The sequence below is a fragment of the Bartonella machadoae genome, from assembly GCF_022559585.1.
GTDB lineage: Bacteria > Pseudomonadota > Alphaproteobacteria > Rhizobiales > Rhizobiaceae > Bartonella > Bartonella machadoae.
The window spans coordinates 2,312,071-2,332,708 of sequence record NZ_CP087114.1; the positions used below are offsets into that span (position 1 = coordinate 2,312,071).

The following is a 20,638-nucleotide window of genomic DNA, read 5'->3' on the forward strand; positions in this document are numbered from 1 at the left end:
TTTTTAAAAACAATTTTTCAGAATATGCAGGTAAGAACCATCGTTTTTCTTAACATCTCTCTTTGGCATCTTCTGAGAGATTTTTCAAGTCTCTTTCCGTGTTCCACACACATTCTAACAGCAAAGATAAAAATCTTTCTTTCTATGAGACACTCTTTCACCAAAAAAGCTATCGCTTCTTAAAAAAGGTACCCTGTCAAACTGATATGCAAACAATAAACACTCTCTATTCCCTGCAAAAAACAGGAAAGGGCTCTTGTTATTCTGTTTCTTCAACAGCCCTTCCCAATAAATTGCCCCATGACCTTATCATACTCCCGTATTTCTAGAGAAAACTTTGCGGATCAATATCAATTTGCACCCGAACAGAAGAAGGCATTTTGGGTGCATTTGCAAGCATTGCACGAATAAAACCTTGTATATCAAAGGAACGGTGCCCCTGTAATAAAAGCCGAAAACGATAACGCCCACGAATCAGAGCCAATGGCGCTTCTGCTGGTCCCATGACCGAGAGATTTTTCTCCCGTGGTGCCACTTGGCGCAATATGCGTGCATAATGCTCTGCTGCTTGACGTTGTTGTGAAGACACAATCAAAGAAGCCAGCCGCCCATAAGGTGGAAGATGATAATGCTGCCGTACAGCAATCTCATGCCGATAAAAATCCTCACATTGTTGGCAAAGCAAAGCCTTTATGACGGGATGATCCGGTTGATAGGTTTGCAACAATCCCAAACTTTCTATCCCCATACGCCCTGCTCTTCCTGTCACCTGAGACAAAAGTTGAAAGGTACGCTCTGCTGCACGCAAATCACCATTGGCAAGACCAAGATCAGCATCAATCACCCCAACCAGTGATAACCCAGGAAAATGGTGTCCCTTAGCAACCAGTTGCGTGCCAATAATAACATCCACATCACCCTTGGCAATTGTTTCCAATTCGCGTCGCAACTGACCAACCCCACCTTTAAGATCCGTTGAAAGAATCAACAACCGCGCTTGTGGAAAAAGCTCTCGTGTCTCCTCAGCAATTCTCTCCACCCCCGGACCGCAAGCAACCAAATGATCTAAAGTCCCACATTCAGGACACGCTTCTGGAATCGGTTGATGATATCCACAATGATGACACTTAAGTTGCCCTTGTAAACGATGCTCCACCAACCAACTTGAACAATCGCTACAATGAAACCGATGCCCACAAATCCGGCACAAAGTTAAAGGTGCATAACCACGCCGATTGAGAAAAAGCAGTGCCTGCTCCCCCTTCTCAAGAGTTTGTGTCAAAGCCTCTTCAAGAAGAGAAGAAATAAAACGCCCCTTTTGCACCCCCCCTTTGCGCATATCCACCACCCGCAACTTTGGAAGTGCCGCCGCTTTAAAGCGTGAAGGCAAATGCACCTTTTGATAACGTCCTGACAAAACATTTGCCTGACTTTCAATCGACGGTGTTGCTGAAGATAAAATAACAAGAAAATGCTCGAAAGAGCCCCGTGCCACCGCCATATCACGTGCATGATAAAAAATGCGCTCTTCTTGTTTATAAGCACCATCATGTTCTTCATCAACAACAATCAAACCAAGCTCTGAAAAGGGAAGAAAAAGTGCCGAGCGTGCTCCCGCCACAACCCGCACCCGCCCTTCTGCCACTTGCCGCCACACACGTTCGCGGCGCCGTGGTGCCAAATCGGAATGCCACTCAGCAGCAGCAGCGCCAAAACGCGCATAAAAACGATCTAAGAATTGTTGTGTTAGAGCAATTTCCGGCAAGAGAATCAAAACCTGCTTACCGCCCATAAGCGCCTGTGCAACGGCTTCAAAATAGACTTCTGTCTTTCCTGACCCTGTCACCCCATCAAGCAAAAAAACTTGAAATTGAGAAGACAAAACAGCTTCTCGCAAAAGCCGTGCTGCCTCCTTTTGTTCTCCCTCCAACTGAGGGGGGCAAAAATCAGCATCAGGCATCCCGACAAGAGCAGGAGGCGGCATCACAACCTCCTCAAAAATTCCCAGCGCCTTTAACCCCTCAACAACAGAAACAGAAGTTCCCGCCGCATGCGCAAGACCAGAACGTGTCCAAATTCCACCATCGCACACCAACTGCAAAACCCGCAATCGCGCTGGTGTAAGACGCTCCACATCTCCTCCACAATACCGCAAACCCAGCATTTGTGCTTCAGGTTCTAAAGCCGCCGGCACACACAAAACCAATCGTGCAACCAGTCCAATAGGAGTCATCGTATAACGGCTTACAAAACGCAAAAATGTGATCATCTCCGCCTTTAATGGTGGGCAATCAAAAACACGAAGAAGAGAACGGAGTTTTCTCCCCGCCACAGAAGCACCTTGCCCATTTTTGACCGTCTGCTCTCCAACCTCCACCACAATACCACAAACTTGGCGCCCCATCACCGGAACACGCACAAAACAGCCAATTTCAACCTCCATAGAAGGCGGAACCTCATAACTATAAGCCTGATCAACAGGCAGAGGCACCAACACCGAAACAATCTTCCTCTCCCGCACATCTTCTGTCACATCTGCCTTCATCTTTTGTCTCAAATTTTATCCAACCTCTCAATACAAGATGCAGCGCTTTGCCCATTTTTGACCGTCTGCTCTCCAACCTCCACCACAACACCACAAACTTGGCGCCCCATCACTGGAACACGAACAAAACAGCCAATTTCAACCTCCATAGAAGGCGGAACCTCATAACTATAAGCCTGATCAACAGGCAGAGGCACCAATACCGAAACAATCTTCCTCTCCCGCACGGCTTCTGTCATATTTGCCTTCATTTTTTGCTTCAAATTTTATCCAACCTCTTATACAAGGCTGCGCCCTTATTTTCTAACATCCGTTAGTAAAACATCCTTTGTGGAACTTACCCTTCCCTCTACAACACCTCACCAATGCACCAACCATCGCTAAACCACAAAAAACAGTCCCCTCTTCCCCATAGCAGATACACACCAATAACGATAAACATACACAGCAAAAAGAAACACCAAAAGAGGAACAATTCCTCTGTTCCATGTTCCATCATTTTCTCTAGAAACTGTATACGAACTCTTTTAATTCGTATGCGCGTGTTTCATCTCCATACTGCTTTCCCTATAACTGCACTGCGGAAAACCATTTTTTACCCGCTTTACTCTTCTCTCCTTACCAAAAGCATCATTGTCTACAGCAGTTTCACACGAGTCCTTTTAATCGGTATGCGCGTATTTCACCCTCATACTGCTTTCCCTGTAACAGCATTGCGGAAAACCATTTACCTGCTTTACTCTTCCCTCCTCACCAAAAGCATCGTTGTCTACAGCAACTTCACACGAGCCCTTTTAATCCGTATGCGCGTAATCGGTATGCGCGTATTTGATATTTGCATATTTAATTTTAATATTCACACTTTATAATATTTACATCACTTGTCTTATAGGAGCTTTTCTTGTAGGAGCTTTGTAGAAAGCCTGTAGTCTCTTTTACTACCCTCTTTTTAGCGAAAACATCTTTTCTACAATAAACATTCGCCCACCCCTATTGAAAATAAACAAAAACGCCTCCCTTCATAAAAACAAAGTTTGATCAGTCTTAGCATGAATAAGAATGCCTTAAGAATTGACAATATAAACAATTCTCTCCTCAATTTTGCTCTCTTTGCAAATTTATATCATGACCTATGAGAGAATAATTCTTCCTCTTGCTTTTACTATCAACAATAGCGCATAACAAAAAACAGGGTAAAAAATGAGAGACTTTGAAGTCACGAGCTAAAAAACGAGGAAATTTGATATGAAATTTTTTGTGGACAGTGCTAATATTGAAGAGATCCGAGAATTACAAAATTTAAGCCTCGTTGATGGTGTCACCACAAATCCCTCCCTTATTCTCAAATCAGGACGCAATATTCTTGAAGTCACAAAAGAAATTTGTTGCCTCATTGATGGGCCTGTTTCTGCTGAAGTGACAGCAACACAATTTGAAAACATGATGCAAGAAGCCGCTGTTTTAGCAAAAATTGCTGATAATATTTGCATCAAACTTCCCCTAACACTTGATGGATTAAAAGCTTGTAAAGCCCTTACCTCACAGGGATTAAAAACAAATCTTACCCTTTGTTTTTCAGCCACTCAAGCTCTCTTAGCCGCCAAAGCAGGAGCCACATTTGTCTCACCTTTTATCGGCAGGCTCGATGATTGTTCCATAGACGGCACTGAACTGCTTCATGAAATTCGCACAATCTACGATAACTACGGCTTTGCCACACAAATTTTAGCAGCCTCAATTCGCACCGTTAACCATGTCAAAGAAGCGGCGCTAAGCGGCGCAGATGTTGCAACTGTTCCACCAGCAATCTTAAAAGCGCTGGTCAAACATCCCCTAACCGATAAAGGTCTACAAATCTTCCTAGAAGATTGGAAAAAAACCGGACAAAACATCGCTTAATGATTTGCTAGATCTTTTCAAAGCATCAGTAAAATCTCTTCGGCTCATTCTTCCGCCACACGACCTTTGCGCATCTTCTTCTGCTTGCAAAGTTGCAACTTCTTGGCAAAGTCGTGCAAAAGACGCGCGCATACTGACCGTACTCTCAAGAGAAGCACATCTTTCATATCTTACAAAACAGAGGAAACTTTACCCATCACGTTCCCGCGAATATTGCAACACCGTTAACCATATCAAAGAAACGGCACTAAGCAGCGCGGATGTCGCAACTGTTCCACCAGCAATCTTAAAAGCGCTGGTCAAACACCCCCTAACCGATAAAGGTCTACAAATCACCCCAAAAGATTGGAAAAAAACCGGACAAAACATTGCCTAATGATTTGCTAGATCTTTGGAAAGCATCAGTAAAATCTCTTCGGCTAATTCTTCCGCCACACGCCTTTGCGCATCTTACTCGGCTTGCAAAGTCGCAACTTCTTGGCGAAGTCGTGCAAAAGACGCGCGCATACTAACCGTACTCTCAAGAGAAGCACATCTTTCATATTTTGCAAAACAGAGGAAACTTTATCCATCACCGCTCCCGCAAATATTGCAACACCGTTAACCATGTCAAAGAAGCAGCGCTAAGCGGCGCAGATGTCGCAACTGTTCCACCAGCAATCTTAAAAGCGCTGGTCAAACACCCCCTAACCGATAAAGATCTACAAATCTTCTCAAAAGATTGGCAAAAAACCGGACAAAACATCGCTTAATGATTGGCAAGATCTTTTGAAAGCATTAGTAAAATCTCTTCGGCTAATTCTTCCGCCACACGCCTTTGCGCATCTTCTTCGGCTTGCAAAGTTGCATATTCTTGGCGAAGTCGTTCAAAAGACGCGCTCATACTGACCGTACTCTCAGTAAGAAGAACATCTTGCATATCTCGCAAAACATAGGAAACTTTACCCATCACCGTTCCAACAGAAGGACGCCTCTCTCTTTTCCTATCGTAATTCACCTCTATCTCTACAGAATCTCGTGTAAAGGTGGATGTTTTCAATGCCAATTGATAAGCTGGGGTCAAAGGTTTACCCCCATTTCCATAAAGAAGAAACAGCAAATGATTGCGTACCATTTGACTAAAGCGATCTGACGGTTCTGCAACGATAATAGAAGCCAATTTTTCCGAAAGGCTCAAAGATCTTTGCTTTGCAGATGAATCATCAAAAACAGAATTTACAGAACCCATTGTTGTCGAAATCTGCGATCCCTGCTGATAAAGCGGTTCAATTTTGCACCCACACAACAGCGTAAGAAAACCAGCTAAGCCGACAAAAAGAAATTTCCTAAACAACGACATTGACAATCCTTTTTGGAACAATAATCATTTTCTTGACCGATTTTTCAACAAGCTGCGCTTTTACAAAATCAAGATTTAAAACAGCTTCTTCAATCATTGCTTCATTTGCTGTTGCTGCTACTTGCACTTCACCACGTTTTTTACCATTAATCTGTACCGGTAAAGTATAGCATTCTTCAACGATTAATGCGGGGTCATAAACAGGCCACGCAAGCTCAGAAATCAAAGATTTCTCACCTAAAGCAGCATGACATTCCTCCGCCAAATGAGGCATAATAGGCGCAATCAGTGCAAGAAAAAAACCCAGCGCTTGCCGCAAAGCAGCCTTCATGTCACTTTCAATATTCTCTACATTATTTAATAAAGGTGCCATAATATTCAAGAACTCATAAAGGCGTGCAATGGCACGATTAAAGGCAAATTTTTCCAAATCATCTTCGACAGCACAAAGGATACGATGTGCTGTTTTCGAGAGTTCCAAAGCTGCTCCCTGCTGCCCTGCGCATGGTGTAACGTCCTTTAACACTGGAGCGCTCACAGCCACACAGCGCCAAACACGTTGTACAAAGCGGTGTGCACCCTCAACACCAGATTCCGTCCAGATAACATCGCGTTCAGGAGGAGAATCTGACAACACAAACCAGCGTACAGTATCGGCTCCATAGGATGCGATAATATCATCAGGATCAACAACATTCCTTTTTGATTTTGACATTTTTTCAATCAAACCAATTGTCACTTCACTTTTATCGGACAATTTATAAGCCTGACGTTTTCCATCTTTTTCAACAATTGAAATTTCCTCTGGTGAAACCCACCCCTGATCATCCCGATAGGTTTCATGAACCACCATCCCTTGGGTAAAAAGCCCCTTAAATGGCTCATCAACCGTCACATAACCCATTATTTTCATAACCCGCATAAAAAAGCGCGCATAAAGGAGGTGTAAAATGGCATGTTCAATTCCACCAATATATTGTTGCACAGGCAACCATTCTGTTGCTGCTTTTCTGTCGACGGGTTCTTGTGCAAAGGGCGCAGTAAATCGTGCATAATACCAGGAAGAGTCAACAAATGTATCCATGGTATCGGTTTCACGTCGTGCCTGCTGACCACAGGTAGGACAAGCAACACTCTGCCATGTTTTATGGCGATCAAGAGGGTTGCCCGGTTGATCAAAAGCCACATCATCAGGTAACACCACGGGCAAATCAGCGTGTGGCACCGGTACCACTCCACAAGACGGACAATGGATCATTGGAATCGGACATCCCCAATAACGTTGACGCGAAATTCCCCAATCACGCAATCGAAATTGCACGGTTTTTTGCCCCTGAGGCTGCCCATGAAGCATTTGCCCCTCAAGCCTTTTCGCTGCTTCTTCAAAAGCTTGCTGTGGTGTTAAACCATCCAAAAAACTTGAATTGATCATCACGCCATCACCAGTATAAGGCGTTTCTCCAATCATAAAATTGTCTCTCTCAACCCCTTTTGGCAAAACCACCGGTTTTATGGGAAGATCATATTTACGTGCAAAATCAAAATCTCTCTGATCATGGGCAGGACAACCAAAAACAACCCCTGTTCCATAATCCATCAATACAAAATTGGCGATATAAACGGGAACATGCACCGTTGAATCAAAGGGATGAACAGCCAAAAGTGATGTACGAAACCCTTGTTTTTCAGCAGTTTCAAGAGCGACAGTTGTTGTTCCACCACAACGACATTCTTCAATAAAAGCCTCCAGCGCCTTATCTTTTTGCGCAAGTGCCTTTGCAAGAGGATGATCAACAGCCAACGCCAAAAAAGAAGCGCCAAAAAGCGTATCAGGCCGCGTTGAATAACAGACAACTTCATTGAATGCCTCACAAACTGCATCATCAGGCTCTGTTGACTTTAAAGCCCAACGAATGAGTAAGCCTTGTGACTTACCAATCCAATTTTTTTGCATAGTGCGCACTTTTTCCGGCCACTGTTCAAGCTTTTCAAGACCCGCCAAAAGATCTTCACTAAAATCACTAATTTTGAAAAACCATTGCGTCAATTCACGCTGTTCGACCAACGCACCAGAACGCCATCCCCGCCCATCAATCACCTGTTCATTTGCCAACACAGTGTGATCAACCGGATCCCAATTCACCTTAGCCACTTTGCGTGCAACAAAACCTTTCTGATAAAGATCAAGAAACAACATTTGTTGGCGATGGTAATAATCCACATCACAAGTAGCAAACTCACGTGACCAATCCACTGAAAGCCCTAATTGCTTTAATTGCCCCCGCATCACCGCGATATTTTGATAGGTCCACGCCTTTGGATGCACTTTATTCTGCATAGCAGCATTTTCAGCTGGCATCCCAAAAGCATCCCATCCCATGGGGTGAAGCACATTAAACCCCTTTGCACGTTTATAGCGCGCAACAACATCCCCCATGGCATAATTGCGCACATGCCCCATGTGAATGCGCCCAGAAGGATAAGGAAACATCTCTAAAACATAATATTTTTCACGGTGGTCCTCTTGAACGGTCTGAAAAATCTTCTTTTCATCCCAAATTGCTTGCCACCTTTGTTCGCGGGCACGTGGATTATAGCGTTCGCCTAAATGAGAATGTTCAATTGCCATTGTCATGATACTCTTTATAAAATTGAACTAAAAACTTGTTTTTATGCTTGACCATGGATTAACCTCATCGTCAATATTTTCAATCACTATTTTATTAAGTATCTTACAAAACATTTATAAGCAATTGCTATAAATCATTGTTCAATCCTTTAATAAAAAGAAAAAGAGTACATTTATGCACACAGAAAACAACCCCTCACCTCATTCCTCCTCCAATTCCTCCATTGAAGCGTGGAAAAATCTTCAAAAGGACATTGCAGCAACATGTCAAAGCTATAACCGCTCCCCAGAAGAAGTCCAACTTATTGCTGTTTCAAAAACTGTCCAAGCAGAGAATATTCGCCCCATTTTGCAAGCAGGACAGCGTCTTTTCGCAGAAAACCGTGTACAAGAAGCTGCTGAAAAATGGCCCCGCCTGCGTCAACAATTTGAAAGGATTGAACTTCACCTCATCGGTCCTTTGCAATCCAATAAAACAGCAGAAGCTGTTAAAATTTTTGATGTCATTCAAACCGTTGATCGTGAAAAAATAGCCAGAAGCTTAGCAGAAGAAATGCAAAAACAGAACAAACACCTCCCCTGCTATGTCCAAGTTAATATTGGTTTAGAGCCGCAAAAAAGTGGTATTACACCAGAGGAAGTCGTCCCTTTCGTTACCCAATGCAAAAATCAATACGGACTTGATATTATCGGCCTTATGGCAATTCCCCCCGTGCAAGAAAACCCTGGCCCCTATTTCGCACTGTTAGCAAAATTAGCCAAGAAAGCCAATCTTGCAAAGCTTTCGATGGGCATGTCCAATGACTTTAAAACCGCTCTACAATTTGGCTCTAACGTCGTTCGCATTGGCTCTGCTTTATTTGGACAACGCCCTGTTTAATGCATCTTTACTAAAAGTGCTATAAAACAAAAAATGCTGCAATAAAGAACCCATTTGTTATGATAGAATAATACAGATGCGCTCCACATGAATGGAAAAAAGAAACCACACGATAAACAATAGCAAAAACGCGATAAACCATGGCAAAACCATTGCATATAGTTATTGCGAAGATTCCCGTTTTAAAAAACCACCAATGCCATCAACCACTCCAATCGAAAAAAACGGCGTACTCCTTGCCAATGACGTAAGACAAGTAAAAACAGACTTAATATGGACGTAAATACGACACCCAAATTCTCATGTAAACCAATTAGCTCAATAAGCCCCTCAATACTCGAGAGAATTTTAACAACTATATGAATAAAACCATGAAGCAATCATACGGACAGCATAGCATAAAAATTTTCTACTCACTAAAAAGAATAACAGGTAGTAATTACCTGTAAAAAGAACAACCAAGCAAAGTAAGCAGAAAAAGTCTTAAAACGTAGATACAAAACAACACATTGATTTATAAAGATAAATATTCATTTTCAACTTGTATCATAGCCCCGAAGCTTGAAAGATTGTCCTATCTTAAATCATTTCATTTTGATTCAACTGAAGCACTTGCTGACACATCACAAGCGGAGCTGGTGTGTGGATAAAAAACTCTAAAAAAGGGATAAAAATACCTGTTATGAATCGTCTAAAGACCACGAGCTGTCGCAACATTGGGGGCTGGCGAAGAGTATGATGGCGCCAGCTTTACCTTCATAAGCGTAAAGATGGTGGTGTTCAATGACTTGTACGCTCTATCATCATCATCCACAGGTAGCGTCGTGAAATGAGCTTGTGGGCGGGTGCTTTAAGACGACACCAATTCTTATGCAAACCCATTGGTTAGCCTCTAAAGAACCCCATTAAACACCAAAAGCCATATAACAGCCTGACAACAATCCGTAAAAACAACAAAAAAAGAGAGACTTTCCATACATGACAGAATAAAAGGCGACAAATAATCAATCAAAAAAATAAAACGATTACCCCGCACATACACACAAAACAAGAGAAACGAGACTGCGCTCGATATGCACATCCCTTTCTTCGCGCTCTTTTAAACATCTTCACCAAGAATATTAATTTTCAAAATGTTCTATTTGCTTTTATTAATTTACAAAAAGAATATTATATTAATATATAAAATATTTTAAAATATTATAAATAAAAATATCATTTATTACACAATGTGTATGTATTTTTATACAAAAATATATTTAATTATTTGCAGATATGCTTTGTTCTATAATAAAATTATATTTGATATCTTAAAAAGAAAAATGATAAGCATGGTGCAACAGGTTTTTGGGGAGAGTGTAATATTGGTGATTATATTGCGAATACAAGTGAAACAGCACTCTTAACCAGCGGTGCACTAATAGGAGGTACCGTACTGTCAAATGTTCTATTTCCGGAATTTACAGTACCGTTAGAAGTAGCTGCAGCAACAGGCTATGGAACAGGAGCGCTTGCAGGTTTTTCTAGCACAGTCAAAGGATGCCGTAAATAAGCTCAAAGAGCGTTAATTTAATTTATAAAACTAAGAAAGCTATCTCTAAAGTTAATAACATGATAAACACGCATTTAATAAATATAGAAATAACTGTTCATTATGAATGAATAATACTTTAGAGATAGATATTTTATAATAGATGTATTTTATATTGAGTTTAAATTATAATGGATATTTATCATAAATTATTGGAAGCATTATTTCAAACAATTTTAGTTGGAATAATATTTATAATTGTGCTGAAATTGAAAGGATACAATATTAAAAAGCGTATAATGTACTTATTAGTTATGTTAACAACAGTTTTTACGCTTATATTTTTATATAAATGCATTAAATAACCAAAAGTATTCTATGTATTAATTATATATTTCTATTTTTATTATTTTTCAGTAAAAATTTGCTTTATAGCTATAGCTTACCTATAATATTATTTTTGTTACTAGGTATTCTATGAATTATTATAGTATTTTTGCATAAATATTTCAATTTATAACGTTATAAATAAATTGTCCTAAAGATAAACAAATTTAATTTCAAGGATATCTATTCTGTCTCATACAGTGTAATCAGGGTTTTGTTATAATGAATATCCATTATGAAATCGCAAATTTGTTTTTCGCAATAATTATATTTCCCTCTGTTTTTTTTATTTTTTATAGAAAAATTTTAGGTACAATCGGAAGTCATCTATCAGATCTTCTTTATTTTTAAGTGTTATATGCTTTAGTATTGATTTTTTACGGAGATATTTCAATTTATATTAAGTCTTAATAAAATTTTCTTTTATAAGACAACACAGCAACACAAAGAACATACAAATCGATACATTATCCAGCATATATCTCTACTTTAAAAGAGGATATTTTAGGGCGTGCACCGTCAAAGAGTTCATTTGATTTTTTTGTCGTAAAAAACAAAAAAAGATGTTAATATTCCTATTTTCAATGCATTGCTCACTTATCGAAATCTTTAAGAAACATGTCTCTTTTTCCCCATCTCCCAGCATCACCCCCCTAGAATTATTTGTAAACACTATAACACAAAGCACTAAAGAACACATTTTTACATTTACGCAAAGAACAAATCTCTACCATCGTAATATTTGCCTTTCGTAAATGACTTTACAAATGCTGTCGATAATCTATCACCCACATCCCATCGACGTACAACACTTTATATGAAATTTCTTCAAACGTTCATTTCTTGATGCGCTTATAAAAAACCATCCATAACAATACGTATTTTTACAATATTTATAATATGCTTTGCTGTATTTAAGCCCCGTAAAACAGTGTAAAAAGAGTCTCTGTTTAAGACATCTCTTTAATAAAAACGCCTCAGATTTTAAAATTGACTATACTAATCTTTTTAATTTAGTCTAATCCCCAAAAGAGACTTTTCATTTAAGAAAAGACTTTTGGGAAAATCCTGCCAAAAACACAACAATACAACCGCTGATTTTTCCAAAGAATAAATTATAAAGAGAGGGAACCCATGTTTGAAAAAATCCATCCAATACCAGAGAATATCAAAAAAATGCTTTGATTGATGAAGAGACCTATCAACAATGGTATCAGGAAAGTATCCATGATCCAGAAAGCTTCTGGGCAAAACATGGTCAACGCATTGAATGGTTTAAACCTTATACAAAAGTAAAAAATACGTCCTTTAATGGAGATGTCCCCATCCGATGGTATGAAGATGGTATAACAAATGTTACCTATAACTGCATTGACCGTCACTTAAAAAACCATGGAGAGGAAATTGCATTGATTTGGGAAGGGGATAATCCTTACCATGATAAAAAAATAACCTATAACGCACTTTATGAACATGTCTGTCGCTTTGCCAATATTTTAAAGAACCATGGTATCAAAAAAGGCGACAAGGTTACCATTTACTTGCCGATGATTCCGGAAGCCGCCTACGCCATGCTTGCTTGTGCGCGCATTGGTGCCGTTCATTCAGTTATTTTTGCTGGTTTTTCTGCTGAAGCAATAGCAGGACGGATTGTTGATTGCCAATCGACTTTCATCATCACCGCGGATCAAGGCTTGCGTGGAGGCAAACAGATTAACTTAAAAGACAATGTTGATCATGCCATTGAGATTGCAGCACGCCAACACGTCAATGTAAATCAAGTGATGGTTATACGACGCACCAGTAAAGCAATCAATTGGGTAGAGGAGCGTGATTTTTGGTACCATGAGGAAGTTTCCAATGCTAAGACGGATTGTCCAGCAGAACCAATGAATGCTGAAGATGCCCTTTTTATTCTCTATACCTCCGGTTCGACAGGAAAGCCAAAGGGTGTGTTGCATACAACAGCAGGCTATCTTGTCTATGCATCAATGACACATCAATATGTTTTTGATTATCATCCTGGAGAAATTTACTGGTGCACGGCTGATATTGGCTGGATCACTGGTCATTCTTATATGATTTATGGGCCTCTGTGCAACGGTGCGACCACTTTGATGTTTGAAGGAACCCCAACCTTTCCTGACAAAGGCAGATTTTGGGAAATTGTCGATAAACACCAAGTGAATACGCTCTACACCGCACCAACAGCTATCCGCGCCTTAATGGGTGCGGGTAATTCCTTTGTCGAACGCTCGAAAAGAACATCCTTGCGGCTTTTAGGTACGGTAGGTGAACCGATTAATCCAGAAGCATGGGAATGGTTTTATCATACCGTTGGCGATGACCGCTGTCCCATTCTCGATACATGGTGGCAAACGGAAACAGGAGGGCATATGATCACCCCCTTACCTGGTGCAATACCACTCAAAGCAGGATCAGCTACACGCCCATTCTTCGGTGTTCAACCGCAAATTGTCGACGAGCAAGGAAATATTTTAGAAGGCAAAGCAGAAGGCAATCTCTGTATTATTGACTCATGGCCAGGTCAAATGCGTACCCTCTACAATGATCATGAGCGCTTCATTGAAACCTATTTTTCTATATATAAAGGCAAATATTTTACAGGTGATGGCTGTAGACGCGATAGCGATGACTATTATTGGATTACAGGACGGGTTGATGATATTCTCAATGTCTCTGGACACAGGCTAGGAACAGCCGAAATTGAATCAGCACTTGTTTCTCATCCCTCCGTTTCAGAAGCTGCGATTGTTGGTTATCCTCATCCCATTAAAGGGCAAGGTATTTACAGTTTTATCACCTTAATGGAAGGAACATCCCCAAGTGAAGAGTTGCAAAAAGATCTTATTCAGCATGTTAGAAAGGAAATTGGCTCCATTGCCATTTTGGATAAAGTGCAATTTGCCCCTCAACTGCCGAAAACACGGTCCGGAAAAATTATGCGGCGTATTTTGCGAAAAATCGCTGAAAATAATTTTGACAATTTGGGAGACATTTCAACCCTTGCTGAACCACAAGTGGTTGAAGATCTGATTGCCAACCGGCAAAACAGAGAGTCCGCAGCTTAATATCAAACAAGAATGGTGACTTTATCTTTCCTGTCAAAATGATCTCGACATTCTAAAGTCACCAGTAAAGGAAAAAACATTCTATGGAGTCATTCAAACGCTCTAAAAACAGAAAGTCTTTTTCAATGCCAACACAAACGGATTGAAAAAACATCCCAAGGAGTATCAATTTTAAGAAAATCTAAAAGAGAGAAGCAAAGTAATCACACAACCATCAAACAGAAAAGACGGTTGCTGAGTAAAAACGAGCCCGCTTTCTTTTATGTTTCTGCTAGCAACACCTTGGAATTCCTGTTAAAATCATAAATTAAAGAGGAAATTCAAGAAAAGAATTATATTCTTACAAACAATGTTTTTCAATAACAAACAAGAAAAGGTGGAAGAAAATATTAAAAACAATATCCTATAAAAACGACCAAGAACCTAAAGCAATGAAAGAAAAAACTCTTAGAATGATGCACTATAACAACGAAGTGGTAACGAAAAGTGATTCATTTTGAAAATGTTGGTTTGCGCTATGGAATGGGCCCAGAGGTCCTTCGTGATATCAGCTTTCATATTCCTCCTGGATCTTTCCAATTTCTCACTGGTGCCTCTGGAGCAGGAAAGACATCGTTGATGCGCCTGATGTTTTTAGCGCTCAAGCCAACACGTGGTCATATTGATCTGTTTGGCAACGATACAGCATTACTCAAACGACAAGAGCTTCCAGCACTGCGGCAACGTATTGGTGTCGTCTTTCAAGACTTTCGTCTGCTTGATCACATGACCACTTATGAAAATGTCTCTTTACCTTTACGCATTAAAGGACAAGAAGAAGCAACCTATCGCAGTGAGGTCGAAGATCTTCTTTGTTGGGTAGGTCTTGGAGATCATATTCATGTATTACCCCCCGTTCTTTCTGGTGGAGAAAAACAAAGGGTAGCAATTGCCCGCGCACTTATTGACCAACCTGAAATTCTTTTAGCGGATGAACCAACAGGAAATGTTGACCCCCCTTTAGCAAAACGTCTGCTCCGCTTGTTTATTGAATTAAATCGTTTTGGAACAGCTGTCATCATTGCCACGCATGATATCGCACTGATGGAACAGGTTGCGGCACGACGCATGCTGCTCCATAATGGACGGATGACAATTCATGAATAAATTTTTCTCCCTTTTTACAAGCGGTCAAAAAAACAGCACGGCGATTATTCCAAGTAGCAATATTTCCGGACAAGCACTGGTTGCAGTCGTTGCTATTATGACATTTCTCTCCAGTCTCACATTAATTGGTGTTGATCTTGTACAACGTGCCGCTCACAGCTGGAGTAATCAAATTAGCTATGAAGCAACCATTCAAATACGTCCCATTGAAAATGTGAACATCGAAAAAGCCCTTCATGATGCGGTTAAACTGGTTAAAACATTTCATGGTGTGCAAGATGCCACCATTGTTGACCAAACAGCGACTGAAAAACTGCTTGAACCATGGCTTGGCACAGGTTTAAGCTTAAAGGAACTGCCTCTTCCCCGCCTTATCATCGTAACATTAAATGAAAAAGAAGAAATTGACTTTCGTGCCATAAGTCAGTCCATAAAAACACAAATTCCAGGAGGTCAATTTGACGACCACCATGTTTGGGTAAATCGTTTGACAACAATGGCGCATACAACTGTTTTTATTGGTTTTGCAATTTTAATATTGGTCTTAGGTTCATTAATTCTCACAGTTATTTTTGCCGCACGCAATGCCTTAGCAGAGAATGCGCATATTATTAATGTCTTATACTTTCTCGGGACTGAAACCGTTTTCATTGCACGACAATTTGATTGGCATTTTTTTAAAACCGCCTTGCGCGGTGCATTCTATGGTGGTACCACAAGCGCATTGTTATTTGCTGCTTTTAGCTTTTGGACAAATTATAACATAGGGAGAGTAGAAGCCAGCCAAGTCACTGCTTTATTTGGGCATCTTTCCATAAGTTCCATTCCTTATGGAAAAATCATCGGTCTTATTTTTTTCGTTTCTTTTCTGACTGTGTTTACAAACCGCATGACTATTTTAGCGCAACTGAAAAAAATTGATCAATGCGAAAACGGCTTGTTTTAATTTTATGACCCACAAAGCATATAATTCTCAATCACCGATGCCAGACAATCAAGAGCATTCCCTAAAAAAGCATCCCAGAGGCATTCTAAGCTCTCTGCGCTATTTGTTTCGCTCTGTGCCACCAACCGCATTTTCTCTTTTAATAATCACTGTGCTCTTTTGTGTTGGTTTTGTTATTTTTTCTGAAAAAACCGAACGACTTCAACCGCCCAATCCATTGCCAAAAGCAGATGCTCTCATCGTTTTTACTGGGGGAAAAAACCGAATAGAGACCGGATTGGATCTCTTACAGCAAGGGCTTGGTTCGCGGCTTTTAATCAGTGGAGTCAACGCCTCAACCAATCTGAAAAGTTTTATGCACAGCACGCATATCACCCCACAGCTCTTTACCTGTTGTGTTGATATTGGTCATAAAGCAATGAACACAACAGGAAACGCTGAAGAAAGTGCGACTTGGATCAAAAAACACCATTATCAAACAGTTTATATTGTCACCCATGACTACCACATGTGGCGTTCTTTACGTGAACTTAGGCATTTAATGCCTGAAGTCAATTTTATTGCTTATCCCGTTAAAAAGAACGACCATGAAAGTACAACACAACAGATCAAACACATACGCATTCTTATATTCCAATATATCAAAACACTTGAGGTCTATATCAGAACCATCGTTTAATTTTTTCATATTGGTTTTCTCAAAATCTTTCAAGGCTCTTCACGCCATAAGACATATTTATATAGCATTTGAGATTATAGGCATGACAGACACTTATACAACACTCACCGTTTAGCATTTCGATTTCTGAAATCTCTTCCACTTTAACTATCGATACCACCTTTTTGAGATAAAATTCTTTTCTGAAATCTAGTTTTATGTAAAAATTAGATATTATATAGTTAACTAGACAACTGGAATTTGGTGACTAATTACCTGAGAAGACAATCCTACAAATTGAATATCAAATTTTAATGAAGATTCCACCTTACTAGATGCACTATGAATTCTAAAAGAAATGCTCCATCCATCTTCAAAAATTATAATGAGCTTGTTTTTGCTTTCCGGTTTTATTTCTAAAGATAAGATTCTGCTTGGAATTCTCCATTTACGGCCATATCCTAGAGTACCATTCAAATTAAAAGACTGAATAATAACCTGTTTTTGTTTAGATTTTGTATCTACTATAACTTTATAAAAATCATAAGAACCTATAATATACTGAAACAATGATTTCACAAACTTATCTTGATAATCGAAACAAAGTCTTTGAAGTTCTTTAGAGAAAGCTTTTAAGATTGGAAGGTAAATCCTATTCTCTTTATCATCTATATCTCTAAAAAGCATTTTCTTATTTCTAAGTTCTGCTAAATAATCAAAAATGGGTTTAGTTTCATTGAAATAAAGACTACTACAAGGATATCTCGTCCATTCTTTACCAAAGTCTATTTTATTGGAAAGACGAGGATGCTTTATAGCATTATGATTATGTTTTGCAGAAACACCAACAGGGTTTTCAGGAGTTTCTAAAATAATATCACGGACATCTCCTTTAATACCAACAGAATCTTCTTGAAGGATAATAGTTTTAGTACCCCTAATATTCTTATCATGTAACTGTAGGAAAACAGCTGCTTCTATAGAAGCAAGATCCAAAAGTCTTTTTTTACTATCATTAAGTAAATTATAAAAAGATTCCGCTATTTGAAAGGATGAATTAAACTTTATAGGAGCTTTTGTTACCTTTTTAAACCCCATAGCTAAAGCATATTCAAAAGCTTTCCCATTTTCTACCTGATTCATACAATTCCCAAAAAATCCCTACTCAAAATTAAAAGTTCATTTGACTTCTTATTGTTTCCCATACCGTAGGTCCATTCAGGATTAAGTATTGTATGCCCCTTATAAAGTTCTCTAACTTCTACACAATCATTATAGGATAAGACCCACCCTTGACGATTTTTTAAAAGTTCAGCAAGAGCTTTATGATCAAAAGAATTATGTTTATCGCCTTTTTCACCATAAAGTTTTTGATTAATCAGGTACGGAGGATCACAATAAAGAAAATCGTTAGAATGCCTAGGGATACTTTCTTTAAAATCTAAATGTTCCACTGTAAAATTTTCAATCTCAAAATCTCTAAGTCGTTCAATGGAACGCCGATTAAATCTGGGATGCCCTGGAGACATACCGCCGGAAAGTGTTGTGCCAGAAAAAGAGGAGCGATTGAGAGCAAAAAAAGCAGCAGCAATCTCTAATTGATTTCTAATATTTCCAAAATTTTTTTGAAGATTATAAAATATTGTAGGATTCATATCCTCATATTCTCTAACTTTTTCTGCAAGAACTGAAGCATCTTTCAAGAGCATTTGCCAAAAGATAACGAGCGGCTTAAAAGCATCATAAGCATAAACCCTTGTTCCTCTTTTTGCTAAAGTTAACTCAATTGAACCACCACCTATAAAAGGAGAACATAAAGTTTTTTGTTCCCTTATATAGTTATCAATAATCATAGGAACAGCACGGCTTTTCCCACCTGGATAACGAAGAGGAGACTTTATGATAGGTTTGTCAATAAGATTTTTTTTTTCTAAAGACGTTAATACTAGGTTTTCAAAAGAATCTTCTATTTGCTCTTTCTGAATTGTTATTTTTCTCATACTACCAGCTCCGAGTATTGGATTTTTCAACCTACAGTTATTTTAAATAGATACCCGAAGTGTCCATCAAGATTTACAAATCGTATTATAATGAATTATAAATTCATTAACATACTTTCGCAAGTGTTCATTACTAAAATAGTCATAAATCCTGTTATAACCACACTTTTAAAAGGATACAACTTTACTTACAATGATAAAGTGGGGAAATCAGAGAAGAACCAAAAAGTAATCAATTCCAATTATCTAATTATAGATATAATTCTAAGAAATTAAAAAACTACTGCATAAAACACAAATGCTGTTTCTTGCATAAATTTTGTTTACGACATCTTGTGCAAATTAAGCTATAATAACAGTTTTCCATGTTCAGTTGCTAAAACCATTGGGAAAATATCTCATAACAAAAGCTTTTTCATCAAAGAGAATCTATAATAAATATTCACCATTAAAAATAAAGTCTTAGAAACCTTGTGAAGATCACTCAGCGCGCTTCTTATCACCATTCTCAAAGAGAAACAGAAAAAGTATATACTTCATCCAACCGCTCACCATCCTGTTTAGATATTTCATGTGAACATTATTTTCCTCATCAATATCCCTCTTTTCACAAACATATTCATACAGTATGAACAGAACACAGGAAAAAGCCATATTCACCTCAATGGTTGATGCCTAACCACGCGAGAGAGCAACAACAGGATCAAGGCGTAAAGCTTGCCGTACTGGTGAAAAGCCGAAACAGATCCCTATGAAGCTTGAAAAAGTAAGAAACAAATTGTCATGTTATTTTGCAGCAAAGCGTCAAAAAGCGTTTAAAGAGCGCTTTTATACAAATAGATCAAAATACAATTGGTTAAGGAAATTTTTTCCTTGTGTGAAGCGCACGCAAAATACGTAAAACGCCATTTAAAATATACTGAGAGTATTATGCATTTAATTTAGCCTTTTTAGTCATTAACGGTTACGATTATTTTGTGTTATTGGGAGATGTAAAAGAGCTTAGCTTGGTAGAATTTGTATCTAAAAATCTCTATGAGATAATTTTAAGCTTTTACCTTGCTATTGATGCTGCAACCAGCGATCATGCAAAGCAATAATCATCGCCCCCGTACTAAGCTGGAAAGTATCTTCTCGTTTCTCAACCAAATTTAATAACAGGTGATTGGGTTGATTCATCTAAAAGCGGCATACGCGACGGCTGGGTAATAATAAAAGCCAAGAGTTCAGTAAGTAAGGGCACGCTGTTATTGGTATTCTGCTCATATAGAAAGCGCGGTGGCGCTTGAAGATTTGAAAAGCTTATATCTTGCGCAAGTAATTTACAGCAAATTTGCCGAGCTTTATAAAGTGTGTTCGCATAAGACACAATCAACCTCGCAAGAAGCTGCAGAAAAGTTGATTTACCAGCTCCATTGTTCCTCAAAATAAGCAGCTTTTTATGCGTTCTTTATGATATCGCTCAATCTATAAATGTTTTTTTATTACAATGTTCTGCAGCAAAAAAAGCACTTTGTGCAGCTTAATATTGATCGTTAAAGGCGTAGAGAATTTTAATACAGGACTAAACGGATAAGCTATGTGTC

The 20,638-nt window shown here is 39.0% G+C and carries 10 protein-coding genes and 5 pseudogenes; 8 read left to right on the forward strand and 7 right to left on the reverse strand.

Annotated elements, in window-relative coordinates:
• Window positions 1-325 precede the first annotated feature (325 nt).
• A complete protein-coding gene (locus LNM86_RS10980; protein ID WP_241437705.1) occupies window positions 326-2,545 on the reverse strand; it encodes a primosomal protein N' in 2,220 nt (739 codons plus the stop codon).
• A 38-nt stretch (window positions 2,546-2,583) separates the two neighbouring features.
• A pseudogene (locus LNM86_RS10985) lies at window positions 2,584-2,784 on the reverse strand (primosomal protein N' family DNA-binding protein); the annotation flags it as partial.
• A 1,006-nt stretch (window positions 2,785-3,790) separates the two neighbouring features.
• Here LNM86_RS10985 and fsa point away from each other — a divergent pair.
• Window positions 3,791-4,444, forward strand: coding sequence for a fructose-6-phosphate aldolase (gene fsa / locus LNM86_RS10990; protein ID WP_241437707.1), 654 nt, complete (start codon window positions 3,791-3,793; stop codon window positions 4,442-4,444).
• A gap of 220 nt (window positions 4,445-4,664) precedes the next feature.
• A pseudogene (locus LNM86_RS10995) lies at window positions 4,665-4,820 on the forward strand (fructose-6-phosphate aldolase); the annotation flags it as partial.
• Here LNM86_RS10995 and LNM86_RS11000 read toward each other — a convergent pair.
• A pseudogene (locus LNM86_RS11000) lies at window positions 4,817-5,025 on the reverse strand (hypothetical protein); the annotation flags it as partial. The pseudogenes LNM86_RS10995 and LNM86_RS11000 overlap by 4 nt on opposite strands.
• A 15-nt stretch (window positions 5,026-5,040) precedes the next feature.
• Here LNM86_RS11000 and LNM86_RS11005 point away from each other — a divergent pair.
• A pseudogene (locus tag LNM86_RS11005) lies at window positions 5,041-5,196 on the forward strand (fructose-6-phosphate aldolase); the annotation flags it as partial.
• Here LNM86_RS11005 and lptE read toward each other — a convergent pair.
• The gene (gene lptE / locus LNM86_RS11010) at window positions 5,193-5,783 is read right to left on the reverse strand and encodes an LPS assembly lipoprotein LptE (RefSeq protein ID WP_241437708.1); all 591 of its coding nucleotides are present in this window, start codon (window positions 5,781-5,783) and stop codon (window positions 5,193-5,195) included. The pseudogene LNM86_RS11005 and the gene lptE overlap by 4 nt on opposite strands.
• On the reverse strand, window positions 5,770-8,412 hold the full coding sequence (gene leuS / locus LNM86_RS11015; protein ID WP_241439006.1) for a leucine--tRNA ligase: 2,643 nt from the start codon (window positions 8,410-8,412) through the stop codon (window positions 5,770-5,772). Before leuS ends, lptE begins: the two co-directional genes overlap by 14 nt.
• Before the next feature lie 175 nt (window positions 8,413-8,587).
• Here leuS and LNM86_RS11020 point away from each other — a divergent pair, with 175 nt between their 5' ends.
• From LNM86_RS11020 to LNM86_RS11040, 5 genes and pseudogenes are all read left to right on the forward strand, one after another.
• Window positions 8,588-9,292 carry a YggS family pyridoxal phosphate-dependent enzyme gene (locus tag LNM86_RS11020; protein ID WP_241437709.1) on the forward strand — a complete coding sequence of 235 codons (705 nt, stop codon included), beginning with the start codon at window positions 8,588-8,590 and terminating at the stop codon, window positions 9,290-9,292.
• Window positions 9,293-12,344: 3,052 nt separating this feature from the next.
• A pseudogene (gene acs, locus LNM86_RS11025) lies at window positions 12,345-14,302 on the forward strand (acetate--CoA ligase).
• Window positions 14,303-14,788: 486 nt separating this feature from the next.
• Window positions 14,789-15,448, forward strand: a complete 660-nt coding sequence (ftsE, locus tag LNM86_RS11030) for a cell division ATP-binding protein FtsE (protein WP_004857838.1) — start codon at window positions 14,789-14,791, stop codon at window positions 15,446-15,448.
• On the forward strand, window positions 15,441-16,394 hold the full coding sequence (locus LNM86_RS11035; protein WP_241437710.1) for a cell division protein FtsX: 954 nt from the start codon (window positions 15,441-15,443) through the stop codon (window positions 16,392-16,394). Before ftsE ends, LNM86_RS11035 begins: the two co-directional genes overlap by 8 nt.
• A gap of 4 nt (window positions 16,395-16,398) precedes the next feature.
• A complete protein-coding gene (locus LNM86_RS11040; RefSeq protein WP_241437711.1) occupies window positions 16,399-17,073 on the forward strand; it encodes a YdcF family protein in 675 nt (224 codons plus the stop codon).
• A 225-nt stretch (window positions 17,074-17,298) separates the two neighbouring features.
• Here the strand turns inward: LNM86_RS11040 and LNM86_RS11045 are convergent, their stop codons facing one another.
• Window positions 17,299-18,195 (reverse strand): HaeIII family restriction endonuclease, encoded by an 897-nt coding sequence (locus LNM86_RS11045; RefSeq protein WP_241437712.1) that lies wholly within the window; start codon window positions 18,193-18,195, stop codon window positions 17,299-17,301.
• Window positions 18,192-19,052 carry a DNA adenine methylase gene (locus LNM86_RS11050; protein WP_241437713.1) on the reverse strand — a complete coding sequence of 287 codons (861 nt, stop codon included), beginning with the start codon at window positions 19,050-19,052 and terminating at the stop codon, window positions 18,192-18,194. Before LNM86_RS11050 ends, LNM86_RS11045 begins: the two co-directional genes overlap by 4 nt.
• Window positions 19,053-20,638 lie beyond the last annotated feature (1,586 nt).